This is a genomic window from Chromatiaceae bacterium, from assembly GCA_016714645.1.
In the GTDB taxonomy this organism is placed as follows: domain Bacteria; phylum Pseudomonadota; class Gammaproteobacteria; order Chromatiales; family Chromatiaceae; genus M0108.
Genome location: JADKCI010000004.1, coordinates 687,509 through 706,594, shown reverse-complemented (window position 1 = coordinate 706,594; position 19,086 = coordinate 687,509). Strand labels below are relative to the sequence as shown.

The following is a 19,086-nucleotide window of genomic DNA, read 5'->3' as shown; positions in this document are numbered from 1 at the left end:
CGGTCCGGGACATGGGCCACCCGGACCCGAACGTGTCGGGCCCGGGTGCGAGGAAGGGGCTATCAGGCCCCAAAGAAGGTCCGCGACAGGATGCCGATCAGCAGGGTAAAGGAGCGCACCGCCTCCAGGGAGACATTGGTCCCCTTCAGGGCACCGCTGCCCTCGATCTGAGTGGCCACCTCGTCCTCGACCCCATCCACCTTGGCCTTCACATGGCCCGATTCCTTCATGATGATGGTGCCGGTCATACCATCAACCGTGGCAAAGAGATCGCTATCCCCGTCGGGGTTGGCAAACAGGGCATCGTCCGAACCGATGGCCGCGCTCGGCAGAGTCAGGGTCAAGTCATACTGGGTCTGGTTGGTCGCGCCCGGGGTGTCGGTCCAGGGCATATTGCCCTTGAGGGCATAGTTCTTCTCTCCGCACTTGGCGGTGAGATTGATGAACCAGGAGTTCGTCTGGTAGGAAAAGATCATGTCCCCGTTCCAGGCACAGCCCTTCTCCGAGGGCAGCCCCGCCGAGGGAATAAAAAAACTGGAGAGCTGGACGGTGTCCACCCGTTCGTCGATGACGGAGCCCGCCCCCTTTTCACCCCGCAGCTTCTTCAGGATAGCGGCCTGCAGCTCCGCCGCCCCCGGGGAGGGGTTTTCCGGCTTCAGCATCATGCCGCCACCGAAGGATTCCGAGGAGGCCGGGACCTTGCCAACCGCCAGGTAGTTCACGCTGAGGGTATTGCCTTCGACCTGGCCGTTCTCCTTGACCGTAAAGCCACCCGCGTACTGAGCGCGGGGCATCCGCTGGCCAGGGTTCGAGGGATTGACGATGGCACCCGTACCTTTGACGCTGCATTGCTCATTGGTGCGCAACACCAGGGCCTGGGTCCGGCCGGCCTGGCATTCCAATTCAAGGCTGGTGACGATCTTGGCGTCCGTCAGGGTGAATTTGAAAGTATCGTTCCGGGATGGGTCGCGAATGGAGGGCATGGCGGCATTCAGCGTGATGTCAACCTTCGCCTCTTGGGCGAGGGCGGGCAGGGTCGCGACCGAACACAGGGCTGCCAGGAGCATTCTTTTCATGGTGTTACCTCTGGTAGTTGACATAATTGGGGGGGAGCAGGTTAGGGGTACCTCAGGCACTCGGAGAATTTTGAGTATGGATGCGGTCTTCAGGAGGGTCAAGGCCATAGCCCCCCAAGTCCGATCCGCAAAGACACCCGAATGGCAAGGGCAGGCAGGCCTGATCGGGCATGCCCTTGCCTGCCCCCTCAGGTCTCCGCCAGACACATCGCCAGGGAGGTTTCCCAGTGCGGGAGGGCCAGCCCGAAGGTGTCCAGGAGCTTGCCGTTATCGAGGACGGAGTAGGTCGGCCGCTTCGCGGGGGAGGGATAATCGCGCGAGAGGATCGGCAACAGGCGGCAGTGGGCGCCGCTGGCCTGCTGGATAGCCTTGGCAAAGCCCCACCAGCTCGTCTGGCCACCGCCGGTGACCTGGTAGAGGCCGGACTGGCGCTCCAGGTCAATATCTCCGCTGATGACGCGGTACAAGAGTTGGGCACTGACCTCGGCCAGCAGGCGACTCCAGGTGGGGGCGCCGATCTGATCATCCACCACCTGAAGCTCCTCCCGCTCCCGCAGCAGGCGCTGCATGGTGAGGAGAAAATTCTGACCGTAGCGGCCATAGACCCAACTGGTGCGCAGAATCAGGGCCGGGGTACCGGAGTCGAGCAGCCGATTTTCGCCGTCGAGCTTGGTGGCGCCATAGACATTGAGGGGGCCGGGTTCATCATCCTCTTTGTAGGGGCTCTCGGCCTGACCGGAGAAGACAAAATCCGTGGAGTAATGGAGGACGGGCACGCGGCGCTCGGCGAGCAGGCGGCCCAGCAGGCCGGGGGCATCGCCATTGATACGTTGCGCCAGGTCCTGTTCCGTCTCGGCCTTGTCCACCGCCGTGTAGGCGGCGGCGTTGATGACGATATCGGGCCGGGTCTCGCGCAGGACCCCGGCGATGGACTCGGCGTTGGCCAGATCCAGGGCCTGCTCCCAGCGACCATCGAGGGTGGCGCGCGTCAGATGGCCCAGGGGCGCCAGGGTGCGCTGCAGTTCCCAGCCGACCTGACCGTCGGCGCCAATCAGCAGGATTTCGGGTCGCTTTTTCATGTGGGGATTCAATCCGGAGTCCAAATCAGGGGCCGGCATAGGCCGGCAGGCGCTCGGTCGGGACGGCGGCGAGCGGAGTAGCCGCCAGATCCTTGGCGGAGAGGATGGGTTCACCCCGCAGGCGCCAGTCGATGCCAATGGCGGAGTCGTTCCAGGCCACCGACAACTCGTTCTCGGGGTGGTAATAGTCACTGCACTTATAGCTGAAGAGGGCGTCCTCGCCGGTGACATAGTAGCCATGAGCAAAGCCAGCGGGGACCCAGAACTGGCGGTGGTTCTCGCCGGAGAGCAGGACGCCGACCCAGCGCCCGAACCAGGGCGAGCCGGGGCGGGCGTCCACGGCCACGTCGAAGACCTCGCCCCTCAGCACCTGCACCAGCTTGCCCTGGGCGTAGGGATGCTGGATGTGCAGGCCGCGCAGGACACCATGGCGGGAATAGGCCTGATTATCCTGCACCAGACCCCGGGGGATGCCGGCGGCGGCGTAGCGTTCCTGCTGCCAGCTCTCCAGGAAATAGCCCCGTTCGTCGCCAAAGACCTGGGGTTCGATGACGAGGACGCCGGGGATCTCGGTCTCGATGATGTTCATGGCTCGGCGGAGCGCTCCAGCAGCCCCAACAGATATTCGCCATAGCCGCTCTTGGCCAGGGGCGCGGCGATGGCGCGCAACTGGTCGGCCTCGATCCAGCGTCTCTGCCAGGCGACCTCCTCGGGGCAGCAGATCTTGAGGCCCTGGCGCTGCTCGATGGTCTCGATGAAGTTGCTGGCCTCCATCAGGGACTGATGGGTGCCGGTGTCGAGCCAGGCGGTACCACGCCCGAGACGTTCCAGGAAGAGCTCGCCCCGCGCCAGGTAGAGGTTGTTGAGATCCGTAATCTCCAGTTCGCCCCGGGGGGAGGGCTGGAGATTGGCCACCAGGTCGCACACCTGCTCGTCGTAAAAGTAGAGCCCGGTGACGGCGTAGTTGGACTTGGGCTTGACCGGCTTTTCCTCCAGGCCGAGGACGCGCCCGAGGGAGTCGAGTTCCGCGACGCCATAGCGCTCGGGGTCCTTGACCCAGTAGCCGAAGACCGAGGCCCCGCGCTCGCGGAGATTGGCGGCGCGCATCTGCTGGACCAGGCCATGGCCGTAGAAGATGTTATCGCCCAGGATGAGGCAACTCGGGTCACCGGCGACAAAATCGGCGCCGATGATAAAGGCTTGGGCCAGGCCGCCGGGCTCGGGCTGGACGGCATACTGGAGGGAAATACCCCACTGGCCGCCGTCGCCGAGCAGGTCCTGGAAGGCGTCGGCATCCCGGGGGGTGGTGATGACCAGAATCTCCCGAATCCCCGCCAGCATCAGGGTGGCGAGGGGATAGTAAATCATGGGCTTGTCGTAAACCGGCAGCAGTTGCTTGCTGATGGTATGCGTCAGCGGATAGAGCCGGGTGCCGGAGCCCCCGGCCAGGATGATGCCCTTGCGATTCATGCCGCGCCCTCCCCCAGGTCATCCTTGCCCGCGCCTGTCCCCAGCCGCTGGCCACGATAACTGCCGTCCATCACCCGTCCACACCAGTCAGGGTTCTCCAGATACCAGACCAGGGTCTGGCGCAGGCCGGTCTCGAAGCGCTCCTGGGGTGCCCAGCCCAACTCGGTCTGGAGCTTGGTGGCGTCGATGGCGTAGCGCTGGTCATGACCGGGGCGGTCGGTGACGAAGACCTTGAGCTGGGCATGGGGCCGGTGGGGCGAGTCCGGCACCAGTTCGTCGAGCAGGCCGCAGAGGGTGTCGACCACCTCCAGGTTGGTGCGTTCGCTGTCGCCGCCGACGTTATAGACCTCGCCGGGCCGGCCAGCCGCCAGGACCCGCCAGATAGCCCGGCAGTGATCCTCGACATACAGCCAGTCGCGCACGTTGGAGCCGTTGCCATAGATGGGCAGCGACTCCCCGGCCAGGGCCTTGAGGGCTACCAGGGGGATGAGTTTTTCCGGGAACTGGTAGGGGCCGTAGTTGTTGGAGCAGTTGGTGGTCAGCACCGGCAGCCCGTAGGTGTGGAACCAGGCCCGCACCAGGTGATCCGAGGCGGCCTTGGAGGCTGAATAGGGGGAATTGGGCGCGTAGGGGGTCGTCTCGACGAAACGCCCGGTGGGGCCCAGGGACCCATAGACCTCGTCGGTGGAGACGTGCAGAAAGCGAAAGGCCGCCCGCCCCGCCAGACCCAGGCCGGACCAGTAAGCCCGGGCGCAATCCAGGAGGTTGAAGGTGCCCAGAACGTTGGTCTCGACGAAGGCCGCGGGGCCATCGATGGAGCGGTCCACGTGGGACTCGGCGGCGAAGTTGACCACGGCGTCCACGGCATAGTCCGCGAGCAGGCGGCCCACCAGGTCCCGGTCGCCGATATCGCCCTGGACGAAGACATGGCGGGGGTTGCCCGCCAGGGGGGCCAGGGTGTCCAGATTGCCGGCATAGGTCAACTTGTCCAGGTTGATGACCTGGACGTCCGTCTCCCGCAGCAGGAAGTGGACAAAATTGCCCCCGATAAAGCCGGCGCCACCGGTAACCAGGATGGTTTTCATCACAGCCATGTCCTAGAAGGGGATGTCGTCGTCGAAGTCCACGGTGGCGGCGGCGCCACCGGGACCGCCGGCATTAGCCGCGGGCTTGCCGCCGAAGCCGTCATCGCCCCAGTCATCGCCCCCACCCTTGGCCGGGCGCGACTGACCACCGCCCTGACTATCGTAGGGGGCTGAGCTACCACCACCGGCGCCACGGCTGTCAAGCATCATCATGGTGCCGCGGATATCGACCACGATGTCGGTCGAATAGCGATCCTGACCATCGGGTCCCTGCCACTTATTGGTCCGCAACTGGCCCTCGATATAGACCTTGGAGCCCTTGCGCAGGTACTGCTGCGCGACCTCGCCCAAGCGCCCAAAGATCGTGACCCGATGCCACTCGGTGCGTTCCTGGGCCTCGCCGGTATTCTTGTCCTTCCAGGATTCACTGGTGGCGAGGCGGAGCTTGGTCACCGCCATGTTGCTGGGCGTGTAGCGGGTCTCCGGATCGGCCCCCAAATTGCCGATCAGCATGACCTTGTTGAGACTTCCTTTGGACATGGGTTCCTCGTGCCACGAAAGGCGATAATGGCGCCCGCGCGGGGCGAAATTGGCGATTTGATAGGTAGGGGACCGAGATCCCGACCGGTGCGGTACTGTCCGGAGACGGCCTTAGCCTTCCGCTGCAAATTCCTGCAATCTTGCCCAATCGACTTGCCGCTTGTCCACCTTGAGATAGGCAACGCCCTCCTCGGCCACGATCAGGGCCTCCTCGACCCCCGGGATCGCCAACAGTTGGTTTCGGAGCTCGGGATCGGCGGCGCGATCGCCCACGCGGACCATGTGGGGTGTGCCCTGTCGCGGGGATTGCATACCCCAGGCCACCAGGAGCCAGACGGAGACCGCCAGGGCGCAAAAGATGGGCACGGCCTCGGGACCCAAATGTTGATGAATCCAGCCGCCCACCACACCGCCGAGAAAGGCCCCGGCGAACTGCGAAGTGGAATAGACCCCCATGGCCGTGCCCTTGGCACCGGCGGGGGCAACCTTGGAGACCATGGATGGCAGAACGGCCTCCAACAGGTTAAAGATGGTGATCAGGACGAAGAGCCAGAAGGCGATGGCCAGAATGCCATGGCCCAGGTAATTCAGCCCCAGCAGCCCCAGCACCAGGGCCGCCAAGGTACCCAGAAAAACCAACTTCATGCGCCCCTTGCCTTCGGCCTGGATGATGAGAGGGACCATGGCGAGGATGGACAGCAGCAGAACCGGCAGATAGACCAGCCAGTGATCAACCGGCGCCAGTCCCTGGTCCCGCATAAAGAGGGGCAGCACCAGAAAGAGTGAGGTCATGGTCAGGTGCAGGGTGAAGATACCGAGATCCAGCCGCCGCAACTCACCATGGGCCAGGACACCGCGAAACTGGCTGGCCACGGGCTCCGCGTCACGATGCAGGCTGGACCGGATGGGATTCGGCACCACCAGCAGCAGGATCAGGATGCCCGCGCAGGCCAGCACGGCAATGAACCAGAAGAGACCCTCCAGCCCCCCCCAATGGGCGACGATGGGCCCCAGCACCAGGGCCAGGGCGAAGGAGAGGGCAATGCTGATACCGATGCCCGCCATGGCGCGGGTGCGCACCGCCTCGCGGGTGAGGTCGGCGGTCAGGGCCATGATGGCGGCGGCGATGGCCCCGCTGCCCTGGAGCAGGCGCCCGATAATGACGCCATAAATATCGTCCGCCAGGGCCGCCACCACGCTGCCAATGACAAAGAGGATCAGCCCGCCCAGGATGACCGGCTTGCGGCCAATGCGGTCCGACAACATGCCGAAGGGAATCTGAAGGAGGGCCTGGGTCAGGCCATAGGCACCGATGGCGATGCCAATCAGCAGGGGCGTCGCCCCGGGTACCTCCCGGGCCTGAATGGCAAATACGGGCAATATCAGGAAAAGACCGAGCATGCGCAGGGCAAAGATACCGGCCAGGCCCGCCGAGGCGCGCCGTTCGGCGGAGGTCATGGGAATGGGCGGGGGTCCGGAACGGCTCATATCGGCTTTGCTTAGCTTGGGAATGGCTGAGCATAATAGCAGCTTCGCCCCACCCGGTTTAGGCTCATGGATAGCATCCGCATCCGCGGCGCACGAACGCACAATCTCAAGAACGTCGATCTGGAGCTGCCTCGGGACCGCCTCATCGTGGTTACCGGCCTCTCGGGGTCGGGCAAGTCCTCCCTCGCCTTCGACACCATCTATGCCGAAGGCCAGCGCCGCTATGTCGAGTCCCTGTCGGCCTATGCCCGCCAGTTTCTGTCGGTCATGGAGAAGCCGGACCTGGACCAGATCGAGGGCCTGTCGCCAGCCATCTCCATTGAGCAGAAGACCACCTCCCACAACCCCCGCAGCACCGTCGGCACCATCACCGAGATCTACGACTATCTGCGCCTCCTTTACGCCCGGGTCGGCACCCCCCGCTGCCCCCATCATGGCGAAACCCTGGACGCCCAGACCATCAGCCAGATGGTGGACCAGGTGCTGGCCCTGCCGGTGGGTGACAAGCTGATGCTGCTGGCGCCGGTGATCTCCGAGCGCAAGGGCGAGTATCAGCGCCTCTTCGCCGAACTCAACGCCCAGGGCTTCGTCCGCGCCCGGGTGGATGGCGACCTCTGCGAGCTGGACGAGCCACCGGAGCTGGATCTCAAGCGCAAGCACAGCATCGAGGTGGTGGTGGACCGTTTCCGCGTCCGCGACGACCTGCGCCCCCGTCTGGCCGAATCCCTGGAGACGGCCCTGAACCTGTCCAGCGGCATCGCCCGGATCGCCTGGCTGGACGAGCCCGAGAAGCCCGAACTCATCTTCTCGGCCCGCTACGCCTGCCCCATCTGCGGCTACAGCCTGCCGGAGCTGGAACCCCGCCTCTTCTCCTTCAACAACCCTGCCGGGGCCTGCCCGAGCTGCGACGGCCTGGGGGTGGAGCAGTTTTTCGACGCCGACAAGGTGGTCGTCCACCCGGAACTCAGCCTGGCCGGTGGCGCCGTGCGCGGCTGGGACCGGCGCAACGCCTACTATTTCCAAATGGTCCGCGCCTTGGGCGAGCACTATGGCTTCGACGTCGAGGCCCCCTGGCTGGAACTGCCAGAACCCATTCGCCAGGTCGTCCTCTACGGCAGCGGCAAGGACCGCATCAAGCTCAAGCTGCCCCACGAGCATGGCCCGGGCAAGGTTCGCCCCTTCGAGGGGGTCCTACGCAACATGGAGCGCCGCTACCGGGAGACGGACTCCGTCACCCTGCGGGAGGAATTGGCCCGCTACCTCTCCCACCAGGACTGCCCCACCTGCCAGGGCACGCGCCTCAACGAGGCGGCCCGGCATGTCTTCGTGGCCGAGCGCGGCCTGGCGGAGATCACCCGCCTGCCGGTGGGCGAGGCCCTGAGTTTCTTCGAGACCTTGGACCTGCCGGGCCAGCGCGGCGAGATCGGGGCCCGCATCATCAAGGAGGTCGCCCAGCGGTTGCACTTCCTAGTGGACGTGGGCCTCGACTATCTGACCCTGGAGCGCAGCGCCGAGACCCTGTCCGGCGGCGAGGCCCAGCGCATCCGGCTCGCCAGCCAGATCGGCGCCGGTCTGGTGGGGGTCATGTACATCCTGGACGAGCCCTCCATCGGCCTGCACCAGCGCGACAATGCCCGCCTGCTGCGGACCCTGAATCACCTGCGCGACATCGGCAACACCGTCATCGTGGTCGAACACGACGAAGAGGCGATACGCGCTGCCGATCAGGTGGTAGACATGGGCCCGGGGGCGGGGGAGCGTGGCGGCGAGATCGTCGCCCAAGGCACCGCCGAGGAGATCGCCTCCTGCCCGGACTCCCTGACCGGCCGCTATCTCTCCGGCCAGTTGCGCATCGCCATCCCCCAGCGGCGCACCCCCACGGACCCGGCGCGCCAGTTATGCCTGCTCGGCGCCCGCGGCCACAACCTGCGCGGCGTCGATGTCGCCATCCCGGTGGGCACCCTCTGCTGCGTCACCGGGGTCTCGGGCTCCGGCAAATCGACCCTGATCAACGACACCCTCTACCCCCTCGCCGCCCGCCACCTCAACAACTCCAACCTCCAGCCCGCCCCCCACGACCGGGTAGAGGGCCTGGAGCACTTCGACAAGGTGGTGGATATCGACCAGAGCCCCATTGGCCGCACCCCCCGCTCCAACCCGGCGACCTATACCGGCCTCTTCAATCTGGTGCGGGAACTCTTCGCCGGCGTGCCCGAGGCCCGTACCCGGGGCTATTCGGTGGGGCGGTTCAGCTTCAACGTCGCCGGTGGGCGCTGCGAGGCCTGCAAGGGCGACGGGCTCATCCGGGTGGAGATGCACTTCCTGCCAGACATCTACGTCCAGTGCGACGTCTGCAAGGGCCGGCGCTACAACCGTGAGACCCTGGAGATCCGCTACAAGGGCAAGACCATCGACGAAGTCCTGAACCTGACGGTGGAGCAGGCCCTGGAGTTCTTCGCCCCGGTGCCCACCCTGGCACGCAAGCTCCAGACCCTCATGGACGTCGGCCTCACCTATGTCCGCCTCGGCCAGAGCGCCACCACCCTCTCCGGCGGCGAGGCCCAGCGTGTCAAGCTCAGCCGCGAACTCTCCAAGCGCGATACCGGCCGCACCCTCTACTTTTTAGATGAGCCCACTACGGGCCTGCATTTCCACGACGTAAAGCAGTTACTGGATGTCCTGCACCGGCTGCGCGACCACGGCAACACGGTGGTTGTCATCGAGCACAATCTGGACGTCATTAAGACCGCCGACTGGGTCATCGACCTGGGCCCCGAGGGCGGCCATCGCGGCGGCGCCATCATCGCCACCGGCACCCCGGAGCAGGTGGCCGCCGATCCCGCCTCCCATACCGGGCGCTATCTCAAGACGCTGCTGGAGCGGGGGTGGTGAAGTCAGGAGCGGGACGGTCCGGCAGGGCGGCCAGTGCGTCCCGCATCGGTTCGACCTGTTGCTGGTCATGGGTCTGTTGATTCACCCCGGTCACCCGCACGCGCATCGTCTCGGCATCGACCGCGGCCTGGATGTTGTAGGCTTGCGCGAAGCCGCCGCCGGAGACCGGCATGATCCGGGATTCTTCGTCGGTCAGGTTGACCGGGTCCTTGGCGCGAGGGCCGGCTTGCGGAGGCGGCGGTTCCTTGCCGCGGGGCGGTTTGCCGGCTTGACGTTGTGCCTCGCGGCGGGCGACTTTGGCTTCGTAGTCCTGCTGTTCGGCGTCGCACCGGGCTTTGGCGCGGGCTTCGATCGCGGCCTGGGCGTTGGCCAAAGCCTCCCGCCGGGCCTCGCGTCGGGCCAGTTCTGCTGGGAGGTCCAGGCCGTCGGGGCGTTCCTCCCGGTCGGTGGTCTCGGCCTTGGCGAGCAGCGCCCGCACCGCGTCCCGGAGTTGGGCGGCGAGCTTGTCAATGTGGCCGTGGGACAGGGCCTGGTGCTGGGCGGCGTTGGCCGTGAGCTGGCTGCCGTCCCGGGTGAGCTGACCCCATTGGAGCCGTTTCATCGTCGGCGCGATCGACAACACGTGGACGAACAACGCTTCCCGTTCCGGCAGGAAGCGCTTGCGGAAGGTCGCGAGGGTGTCGTGGTCGGGGTGGGTGTTGGCGGCCAGGAAGCGGAAGGCGACCGAATCATCAGTGGCCCGCTCGATCTTCCGGCTGGCAAACACCCCGGTGGCATAGCCGTAGACCAGCAAGGCCAGCAACACCGCCGGGTGGTGGGCCTTGGAACCCCGTCGGGCGTAACCTTGGGTCAGGCGCGACAGGTCCAGTTGATCACTGACCTCCAGGATAAACCGGGCCAGATTATTGGCCGGCAGCCATTCATCCACCGACGGCGGCAACAGGGAGGGGGTGTCTCGGTCGGCTTGGATGAAGCTCATCGGGGAGGGCCCGCGGGAGTGGATTCAAGGCGCCCATTTTACCAACAGCGACGCGAAAGTCCGACAGGCTCCTAGCCGCCTTTGCGAAACCGGTTCTCTACCGCTCCCCGCCAAGCCTTGGCACCATTCGGGCGGGGGTCTTGTGCTTCAGCGCTGAATTGCTGACTGCTGCATTGACACATTCCGGGATATGTCCTAATGTCCTAACTGTCCACTAAGGTTTTCGAGCATTAGTCGCAAAAAGCGGACAATTTGTTGCCGTCCTTCCCCCGGTGACCGGATCGTCGAACCGCAGGAGCGGCATTTTCCGATGAACACTGAAGCCGCCGACGGTAAGTCGCACCAACGCGCTTCGTAACAACACTTTTCACCTCGCCTGTCTCAGAGGGGTCGCCATTGGCGGTCCGTCGAGACTGCCGGACTTCACGAGGTGCTTGGCTGGGCTGCTCGCAGCCTGGTCATGCACAAGACTGCTGACGGGAGCGTGATGCCTGGAGACCTGCAGCAACGTACGAACAATCACCCTGACACGCAGGCTATCAGGACGGGCAGCGATCCGCGCTCCAACCCTGAGTCCGCGGGGGATTCCGGCTTTCAGGTCAAACCGGAAGGCATCGCGTTGCCCAAGGGCGGCGGCGCCATCCGCGGCATCGGCGAGAAATTCGGCGCCAACCCGGTCACTGGCACCGGCTCCATGTCCGTGCCCATTGCCACCAGCCCCGGACGCTCGGGTTTCAGCCCCCAACTGTCCTTGAACTACGACTCCGGAGCGGGCAACGGCCCCTTCGGATTCGGGTGGGCGCTCGGCCTACCCCAGATCACCCGCAAGACCGACAAGGGACTACCGCAGTATCACGACGCTCAGGAGTCCGACGTCTACATCCTATCCGGCACGGAAGATCTCGTGCCCGTCACGATCGATCAGAACGGCACCTGGGTCCGCGAGAGGCTGTCCGATCGCGCGATCGGCTCCGACACCTACATGGTCCAGCGGTACCGCCCGCGCATCGAAGGCCTGTTCGCACGCATCGAGCGCTGGACGCGCCAGGGCGATGGCGACGTGCACTGGCGCTCGATTTCAAGGGACAACGTGCTCACGCTGTACGGCACGGATGCAAACTCGCGCATCGCGGACGCAGCCGATCCCCTGCGCGTCTTCACGTGGCTCATCTCGGAAACCCGCGACGACAAAGGCAACGCCGTCGTTTACGACTACAAAGCCGAGGACGGCACGGGCGTCGACCTGGGTCGCGCGCACGAGCGCAACCGCGGCGAGCGCGACGACCCGCGCCGGAAAACCAACCGCCACCTGAAGCGCATCCGCTATGGCAACCGGAACACGCTGCTCGACAGCGCAGGGCAGCGGCCCGCCAGGTTGAGCGCGACCGCGCTGCAGGGCGCCGGTTGGATGTTCGAAGCCGTCTTCGACTACGGCGAACATGTCGCCGAGGCGCCTACACCGAACGAGGCGGGCCCGTGGCGCTCCCGCGTCGACCCATTCTCGTCCTATCGCGCCGGCTTCGAGGTGCGCACCGCCCGCCTATGCCGCCGCGTGCTGATGTTCCACCATTTCGACGGCGAGCCTGGCGTTGGAACCGATTGCCTGGTTCGCTCGACAGACTTCGGGTATTCGCACGATCAGGATCCAGCCAACGCGCGCAACCCGGCCTACACCTTTCTGCTCTCGGTCACGCAGTCCAGCTACAAGCGCGACGCAGGCGCGTATCGAAAGCGCAGCCTGCCGCCAGTCGAGTTCGCATACACGCAGCCGAGCGTGCAGGACAGCGTGCACGAACTTGACGAAGAGAGCCTGGCGAACCTGCCGATCGGCCTGGACGGTGCGGCCTACCAATGGATCGATCTGCATGGTGAAGGCATTCCGGGCATCCTCACCGAGCAGGGCGGCGGCTGGTTCTACAAACGCAACGTCAGCCCCATCAGCGACCGGCAGGTCGAGTTCGCGCCCGTGGAACGTGTCGCGCTCACTCCCAACGCGGGCCTGACAAACGGACAGGCGCAGTTCATGGATCTGGCCGGCGATGGCCAACCGGATCTCGTGCTGCTCGACGGTCCCGTGCCGGGCCTGTACGAACACGGCGCGGAGGAGGGCTGGGAGCACTTCCGTCCGTTCACGGCTTACCTCAACCGCGATACGCGCGACCCGAATCTGAAACTTGTTGACCTGGACGGCGACGGCCACGCCGACGTCCTGGTCAGTGAAAACGATGCCTTCGTGTGGCACGCGTCGCTGGCGGAGCAGGGCTTCGGTCCGGCGCGGCGCGTGCAGCACGCGCTCGACGACGAGCAGGGCCCGCGCCTGGTGTTCGCCGACGGCACCGAGTCGATCTATCTGGCGGATCTCGACGGCGACGGTCTCACGGACCTGGTTCGCATCCGCAACGGCGGGGTCTGCTTCTGGCCCAACTTGGGCTACGGACGCTTCGGCGCCAAGGTCACCATGGACGAGTCACCGCGGTTCGACCATCCGGACCAGTTCGACCACAGCCGCATCCGGCTCGCGGATGTCGACGGCAGCGGCACGACCGACATCATCTACTTGCACCGCGATGGCGTGCGCCTGTACTTCAATCAGTCGGGCAACAGTTGGAGCGCCGCGCAGCAGTTGAACGTCTTCCCGCGCGTGGACGACTTCGCATCCATCGTGCCGATCGACCTGTTCGGCAACGGTACGGCTTGCCTGGTCTGGTCGTCGCCGCTGCCAGGCGACGCGCGTCGATCCATGCGCTATGTGGACCTGATGGGCGGCCAGAAGCCGCACCTGCTGGTCAAGAGCCTCAACAACCTCGGCGCCGAGACCATCGTCACCTACGCCCCCTCGACGAAGTTCTACCTCGCGGACAAAGCCGCCGGGAGGCCGTGGATCACGAAGCTTCCCTTCCCGGTCCACTGTGTCGAGAACGTGACCGTTGCCGACAAGTGGCGGCAGACACGGTTTTCCACTAGCTACTCGTATCACCACGGGTTCTTCGATGGCGTTGAACGGGAGTTCCGCGGGTTCGGTCGCGTCGAGCAGGTTGATGTCGAGTCCTACGGCGAATTTTCGCAGGGCAATTCGGCAAGCCCCTACATCACGGACGACAAGACCCTCTATCAGCCGCCCGTCAAGACCATCACGTGGTACCACACCGGCGCGGCGAGCGAACGCGAGCGCGTGCTCTCGCAATTCGCGCACGAATACTTCCCCGGTGGTTTCGAAAGCGCGCAATCAGGCGGACTCGCCGTACTCGGCGATTTTCAAGAGAACGTGCTGCCCGAGCCGGACCTGCGCGTGGAGGACTCGAGCGCCGACGAATGGCGTGAGACCTTGCGCGCGTGCAGAGGGATGACGCTCCGGCAGGAAACGTACGAGCTGGATGTGGATGCGCTGGAGCGCGGCGAACATCAGCCGGTGAAGCTCTTCTCCACTGCGTACCACAACTGCCACATTCGACGCGTGCAGGCGAAGGCTGCCAATCGCCACGCGGTCTTCCTGGTCGCCGAGAGCGAGGCGATCACCTACCACTACGAACTCGACCTGCGTGCTGACGCGCTGAGGCCGGACCCGCGGATCGAGCACACGCTTCACCTGCAGCACGACGAATACGCCAACATCCTGCAGTCGGTGACCGTGGTCTATCCCCGCCTCGGGCAGTTCGAAGACGAAGCACTGCCACCGGAGACGGTGGCGCTCATTCGCAGTGTCCAGCGCGAGCGCCACGTCGCTTACGCCGAGACGCGCTACACCAACGACGTGGTCGAGCCGGACACCTATCGCCTGCGTGCGCCCTGCGAGGCGCTGACGTACGAGCTGACGGGCATCAGCCCCGAAGATGCGGACGACCAGCTCACACCGAATGCGCGCGACAACCGCTACTTCACACTCGATGAGCTGCGCGGCCTGCGTCTGAGCGAGGTTCATCAGACCGAGGGTGTGGCCGTGCCGGAAATCGCGTATCACGAGCTGGCCAACGGAAGCACTCCGCAGAAACGCTTGGTCGAGCACGAGCGCACGCTCTTCTTCAAGGATGACGGCGCGCTCGTCGACGCGCCGCTGCCACTCGGCCAACTGGGCCGCCTCGGGTTGCCGTTCGAGCGGTACACACTCGCCCTCACTCGTGACCTGCTCGACGCGGTCTTCGCGGACAAGCTGACACCCGATGCCCTCAACAGGCTGGGCGATGCCTCCGTCAGCGGCTACCTGAGCGGTGCAACTCTGGCCATGCGTTTCGCCGGCGGCGGCACCGACGGCCAGTATTGGGTTCGCTCGGGGATTGCCGGCTTCGCGCCGGATGCGGCCCAACACTTCTACCTGCCCGAGCGCTTCACTGATCCCTTCGGCAATGTCACTACCGTGGAATACGATCCGCTCGACCTGTTCATGGCTTCGACCACTGACGCGCTGGGTAACACGACCCGTGTCGAGCGCTTCGATTTCCGCGTGCTCTCCCCGAGCGAGATTCGGGACATCAACGCCAACCTGTCCGAGGTGTTCTTCGACGTGCTGGGCTTACCCTCGGCGATGGCGGTGCAAGGTAAGGGCGCCGAAGGAGACACCCTCGCGGGGTTGACCGACGTCCTGGCCAACCCGGACACCTCGGACCTCGAGACGTTTTTCGGCCAGTCCGATCTCGACGACACACAGGCGCGCGCGTGGCTGGCGGATGCTTCGGCCCGACACATCTACTACTTTGGCGAGACTCTCAACGCGGACGGAACCATCGCTTGGGGTGCCCACCCGGCTTGCGCCTGCGGCATAGCCCGCGAGACGCACGTGAGCCAGCTTGCGCCGGGCGAACAAAGCGCACTGCAGACTTCATTCGAGTACTCCGACGGCATGGGCAGTGTGCTGGTGAAGAAGACGCAGGCCGAACCCGAGGCGCCGAGCCAGCCGCTGCGCTGGATCGCGAACGGCAAGACCATCCTCAACAACAAGGACAAAGCGGTCAAGCAATACGAGCCGTACTTCAGCCCGTTGGGCCATCGCTTCGAGGAGCCTCTCGAGGTGGGCGTGACCGCTCTCACCTACTACGACGCCGTCGGACGTGCCGTCCGCAGCGAAATGCCCGACGGTACGTTCAGCCGTGTCGAGTTCTCGCCCTGGCTGACGCGGAGCTTCGACGCCAACGACACCGTGCGGGAGAGCACGTGGTACTCGGATCGCAATCCACCCGATCCCGCTCTACCGTTGCCGCGCGACATCACGGGGCGATTGCTCGTCACCCAGGATCAGCGAGCCGCATGGCTCGCCGCGCAGCACGCCGGGACGCCGTCCCTCACCTTGGTCGACAGCCTCGGCCGTGCCGTCATCGTGGTCGCGCACAACCGGGTGAAAGACGCTGCTGGCTCTCACGTGTTCGGTGCAGAGACCTGGCGAGACGACTACCAGGTCACGTTCACCAAGCTCGATGCCGAGGGCAAGCCGCTGTGGATTCGCGATGCGCGCCGGAACCTGGTGATGCAGTACATCACGCCGCCAGTGCCGGACGACCAATCCGACGATCCGGTGTCAGGCTTCGCTCCCTGCTACGACATCGCCGGCAATCTCCTGTTTCAGCACAGTATGGATGCCGGCGAGCGCTGGACGCTGAACGATGCGGCCGGCGGCTTGCTGCTCGCGTGGGACGGCCGCGGCCATGCGTTCAGGACGGAATACGACCCAATGCGCCGTTCCATCGCGTCCTTCGGATCGGGCATCGATCCGCAGGACCCCGGGCGTGAGATTCAGTTCGATCACGTGATTTACGGCGACACGCCGAACAACGGGCTCTCGGATGCCGAAAGGCAAGCGTTGAACGTGCGCGGTAAGCGTCTCCGGCATCGCGACACCGCGGGCATCGTCGTGAGCGTCGGACTCAACCCGGATACCGGCGAGGACGAAGCCTTCGATTTCAAGGGCAACCTGCTGCGCCACACGCGCCAACTGATCCAGAACTATACGAGCACGTCGGATTGGTCACAGCCACCCGCGCTCGAGCCCGAGCTCTTCACCAGCTCGATACGGTTCGATGCGCTCAACCGTCCGATTCAGCTCGTCGTCCCACACAGCGATCGCCCCGGCACCAGGCTGACCGTGATCCGTCCCGGCTACAACGAGGGGGGCCTGCTCGGACGAGTGGATGTCTGGCTCGAACAGGACACCGAGCCTGCAGGCCTTCTTGGTGTTCAGAGCGCCACGCAGCACGTCGTCACGGACGTCGATTACGACGCGAAGGGCCAGCGCTCGCGCATTCGATACGGCAACGGCGTCGGTACGACGTACGAACGTGATCCGCTGACGTTTCGTCTGATCCACCTGCTCACCGACCGCGGCGCCGGCTTCGCGGACGATTGGCCGCAGCCGCCCGATCCTCCCCGCGGGGGCATTCAGAATCTCACCTACTTCTACGATCCAGTCGGCAACATCACGCACATCCGTGACGAGGCACAGCACACCATCTTCTTCAGCGGCCAGCGAGTGGAGCCGTCGGCCGACTACGAGTACGACGCGATCTATCGCCTGATCACCGCGAGCGGTCGAGAACATGTCGGACAGCATGCGTCGCCCCAGGTCACCGATGACGACTCGCCGCGCATGCGCCAGCCGTTGCCCACCGACGCCGCGGCACTCCGCAATTACACCGAGCGATACGACTACGACGCGGTGGGCAACATCCTGCGAATGATCCACCAGGCTGGCGCGAATGGGTCATGGACGCGGCGCTATGACTACGACGCCACGAGCAACAGGCTTCTCGCGACGAGCCTTCCAGGCGATGCCATTGATCATTTCTCCGGCCGTTACGAGTACGACCCGCACGGCAGCATGACGCGTATGCCGCATCTGCCGCTGATGCGCTGGGATTTCCACGATCGCCTTCAAGCAACGGCGAAACAGGTCGTCACGACCGGTTCACCGGAGACGACCTGGTACGTGTACGACGGCAGCGGGCAACGCGTGCGGAAGGTGACGGAGCGTCCGGCCGCGCCCGGCCAGACGCCCACGCGCATGAAGGAGCGCGTATACCTGGACACGTTCGAGGTCTACCGCGAGTACGAGAACGACGGCGTCACCGTGGCCTTGGAGCGCGAGACGTTGAACGTGATGGACGACCAGCAGCGCGTGGCGTTGGTCGAAACAAAGACCCTAGATACCACCGCGCCTTTCACCTCCAGCGCGCCACTAATCCGTTACCAGTTCAGCAATCACCTCGGCTCCGCATCGTTGGAACTCAACGGCGAGGGACAGATTATTTCCTACGAGGAATATCACCCGTACGGCAGCACGTCGTATCAAGGTGGGCGAAGCGCAGCGGAAGTCGGCTTGAAGCGCTACCGGTATATCGGAATGGAGCGCGACGAGGAGAGCGGGCTCGGTTACCACGCGGCGCGGTACTACGCGTCGTGGCTGGGAAGGTGGACCAGTTGCGATCCAGCGGGCCTACGAGATGGGGCCAATGTCTATGCCTATGTCAAGAACAGCCCCCTACGACTGATCGATCCCGAAGGGACAGAATCGAAGAACGCCTCGCACGAAGTGGTCAAACAACTCGTAGATGAGGTGAAGACCTACTACAACCGGATGCTGGATGTCGCTGAAGACTCACTGAAGAAGCCGAACGTGCATTGGCGGGATCCGATGAAGATCGGCAAGCTCGCCGGAGATCTCATCCGGGAGGACCTCGAGAAGATCCTTGGCAAGGGCAACTTTGAGGTGACGGTCAGGGGCGCAATCATCGACATTTCGCTGAAGGAGGTGCCCCTCGACATCGAACTGAAGAAGACAGAGGCCTCCAAACGAATCAAGCAGAGCATTGGCCTCGAGAGAAACGCCAGGGAAAACAGCCGCCTATTGTTTTACGTCATGGGCGATATCCCCGCCGAGGTTGATCAGGAGGGCCGAGTTACGAAACCAGGGAAGATTACCCCACCGGACCCTCACGACTTCACGACAAAGCCATTCACCAAACAACAATTATCTCGCCTCGAAACCATGAAGTCGGGCATACGCGCCAAAATCAGTGCTCTTGCGGGGAAGGGCGCGCCCAGGCGCGGCGCGGATGACGGTACAGCACCATCGCGCTTGGGGAACATGGTGAAGTCGGCCGTCGTGAGCACGGCGACTACGGCCATCATCAGTTTGGTTACCAAAGCTCAGCTGCCATCGGTTGCCGAGGTTGCGGAAGGTCTGCATCCGGCTGTTAGCCTCGCCAAAGCAAGGAACCATGACGAGACGGTAATGCCGATCATATTGATGGTCGTCGGCTGGAAGGTCGTGGTTGGGGCCGGCGTTGGTTATCTGATGATCAAGGGCGGCACCTATCGTGGCGAAGTGATCGAGCGAATCAGAGCCAAGTACCCTGACGACCCGTATGGGAGAAAAGCGGATGCCATGATCAGGATGACGGTCGGTTATGGCACAGCTGCTGACCGTCAATAGCGCTCAACTGATCACCCAGGAATTTTACGAACGGTGTAGCAGCGATAGACATAGGGGGCTC

Annotated in this window: 10 protein-coding genes; 2 read left to right on the top strand and 8 right to left on the bottom strand. The window is 64.6% G+C overall.

Annotated features, from left to right (window positions below; translation table 11 throughout):
- Positions 1–62: 62 nt before the first annotated feature.
- The 7 genes from IPN92_15085 to IPN92_15055 all read right to left on the bottom strand — a co-directional run bounded on the left by IPN92_15085 (position 63) and on the right by IPN92_15055 (position 6,708).
- Positions 63–1,076, bottom strand: coding sequence for a hypothetical protein (locus IPN92_15085; GenBank protein ID MBK8639523.1), 1,014 nt, complete (start codon positions 1,074–1,076; stop codon positions 63–65).
- 188 nt (positions 1,077–1,264) lie between these two features.
- Positions 1,265–2,155, bottom strand: coding sequence for a dTDP-4-dehydrorhamnose reductase (gene rfbD, locus IPN92_15080; GenBank protein ID MBK8639522.1), 891 nt, complete (start codon positions 2,153–2,155; stop codon positions 1,265–1,267).
- A 25-nt stretch (positions 2,156–2,180) separates the two neighbouring features.
- Entirely contained in the window at positions 2,181–2,744 is a 564-nt protein-coding gene (gene rfbC / locus IPN92_15075) for a dTDP-4-dehydrorhamnose 3,5-epimerase (GenBank protein MBK8639521.1), read from the bottom strand.
- Positions 2,741–3,625, bottom strand: coding sequence for a glucose-1-phosphate thymidylyltransferase RfbA (gene rfbA / locus IPN92_15070; GenBank protein MBK8639520.1), 885 nt, complete (start codon positions 3,623–3,625; stop codon positions 2,741–2,743). The genes rfbC and rfbA overlap by 4 nt, the downstream gene beginning before the upstream one ends.
- Positions 3,622–4,710 (bottom strand): dTDP-glucose 4,6-dehydratase, encoded by a 1,089-nt coding sequence (gene rfbB, locus IPN92_15065; GenBank protein ID MBK8639519.1) that lies wholly within the window; start codon positions 4,708–4,710, stop codon positions 3,622–3,624. Before rfbB ends, rfbA begins: the two co-directional genes overlap by 4 nt.
- Before the next feature lie 12 nt (positions 4,711–4,722).
- Complete coding sequence (gene ssb, locus IPN92_15060; GenBank protein MBK8639518.1) at positions 4,723–5,250, bottom strand: single-stranded DNA-binding protein; 528 nt, start codon at positions 5,248–5,250, stop codon at positions 4,723–4,725.
- Between the two features lie 111 nt (positions 5,251–5,361).
- The gene (locus IPN92_15055) at positions 5,362–6,708 is read right to left on the bottom strand and encodes an MFS transporter (protein ID MBK8639517.1); all 1,347 of its coding nucleotides are present in this window, start codon (positions 6,706–6,708) and stop codon (positions 5,362–5,364) included.
- Positions 6,709–6,804: 96 nt separating this feature from the next.
- Here IPN92_15055 and uvrA point away from each other — a divergent pair, with 96 nt between their 5' ends.
- Positions 6,805–9,630, top strand: a complete 2,826-nt coding sequence (gene uvrA / locus IPN92_15050; GenBank protein MBK8639516.1) for an excinuclease ABC subunit UvrA — start codon at positions 6,805–6,807, stop codon at positions 9,628–9,630.
- Here the strand turns inward: uvrA and IPN92_15045 are convergent.
- Positions 9,602–10,609: a transposase gene (locus IPN92_15045; GenBank protein MBK8639515.1), complete on the bottom strand. Its 1,008-nt coding sequence runs from the start codon at positions 10,607–10,609 to the stop codon at positions 9,602–9,604. The genes uvrA and IPN92_15045 overlap by 29 nt on opposite strands.
- Before the next feature lie 460 nt (positions 10,610–11,069).
- Here IPN92_15045 and IPN92_15040 point away from each other — a divergent pair, with 460 nt between their 5' ends.
- The gene (locus IPN92_15040; GenBank protein MBK8639514.1) at positions 11,070–19,025 is read left to right on the top strand and encodes a toxin; all 7,956 of its coding nucleotides are present in this window, start codon (positions 11,070–11,072) and stop codon (positions 19,023–19,025) included.
- Positions 19,026–19,086: the final 61 nt, after the last annotated feature.

Bases quoted from the DNA above. Each gene is read 5' to 3' on its own strand.
- IPN92_15085 (MBK8639523.1), bottom strand. From the start codon at position 1,076: ATGAAAAGAATGCTCCTGGCAGCCCTGTGTTCGGTCGCGACCCTGCCC.
- rfbD (MBK8639522.1), bottom strand. From the start codon at position 2,155: ATGAAAAAGCGACCCGAAATCCTGCTGATTGGCGCCGACGGTCAGGTC.
- rfbC (MBK8639521.1), bottom strand. From the start codon at position 2,744: ATGAACATCATCGAGACCGAGATCCCCGGCGTCCTCGTCATCGAACCC.
- rfbA (MBK8639520.1), bottom strand. From the start codon at position 3,625: ATGAATCGCAAGGGCATCATCCTGGCCGGGGGCTCCGGCACCCGGCTC.
- rfbB (MBK8639519.1), bottom strand. From the start codon at position 4,710: ATGAAAACCATCCTGGTTACCGGTGGCGCCGGCTTTATCGGGGGCAAT.
- ssb (MBK8639518.1), bottom strand. From the start codon at position 5,250: ATGTCCAAAGGAAGTCTCAACAAGGTCATGCTGATCGGCAATTTGGGG.
- IPN92_15055 (MBK8639517.1), bottom strand. From the start codon at position 6,708: ATGACCTCCGCCGAACGGCGCGCCTCGGCGGGCCTGGCCGGTATCTTT.
- uvrA (MBK8639516.1), top strand. From the start codon at position 6,805: ATGGATAGCATCCGCATCCGCGGCGCACGAACGCACAATCTCAAGAAC.
- IPN92_15045 (MBK8639515.1), bottom strand. From the start codon at position 10,609: ATGAGCTTCATCCAAGCCGACCGAGACACCCCCTCCCTGTTGCCGCCG.
- IPN92_15040 (MBK8639514.1), top strand. From the start codon at position 11,070: ATGCACAAGACTGCTGACGGGAGCGTGATGCCTGGAGACCTGCAGCAA.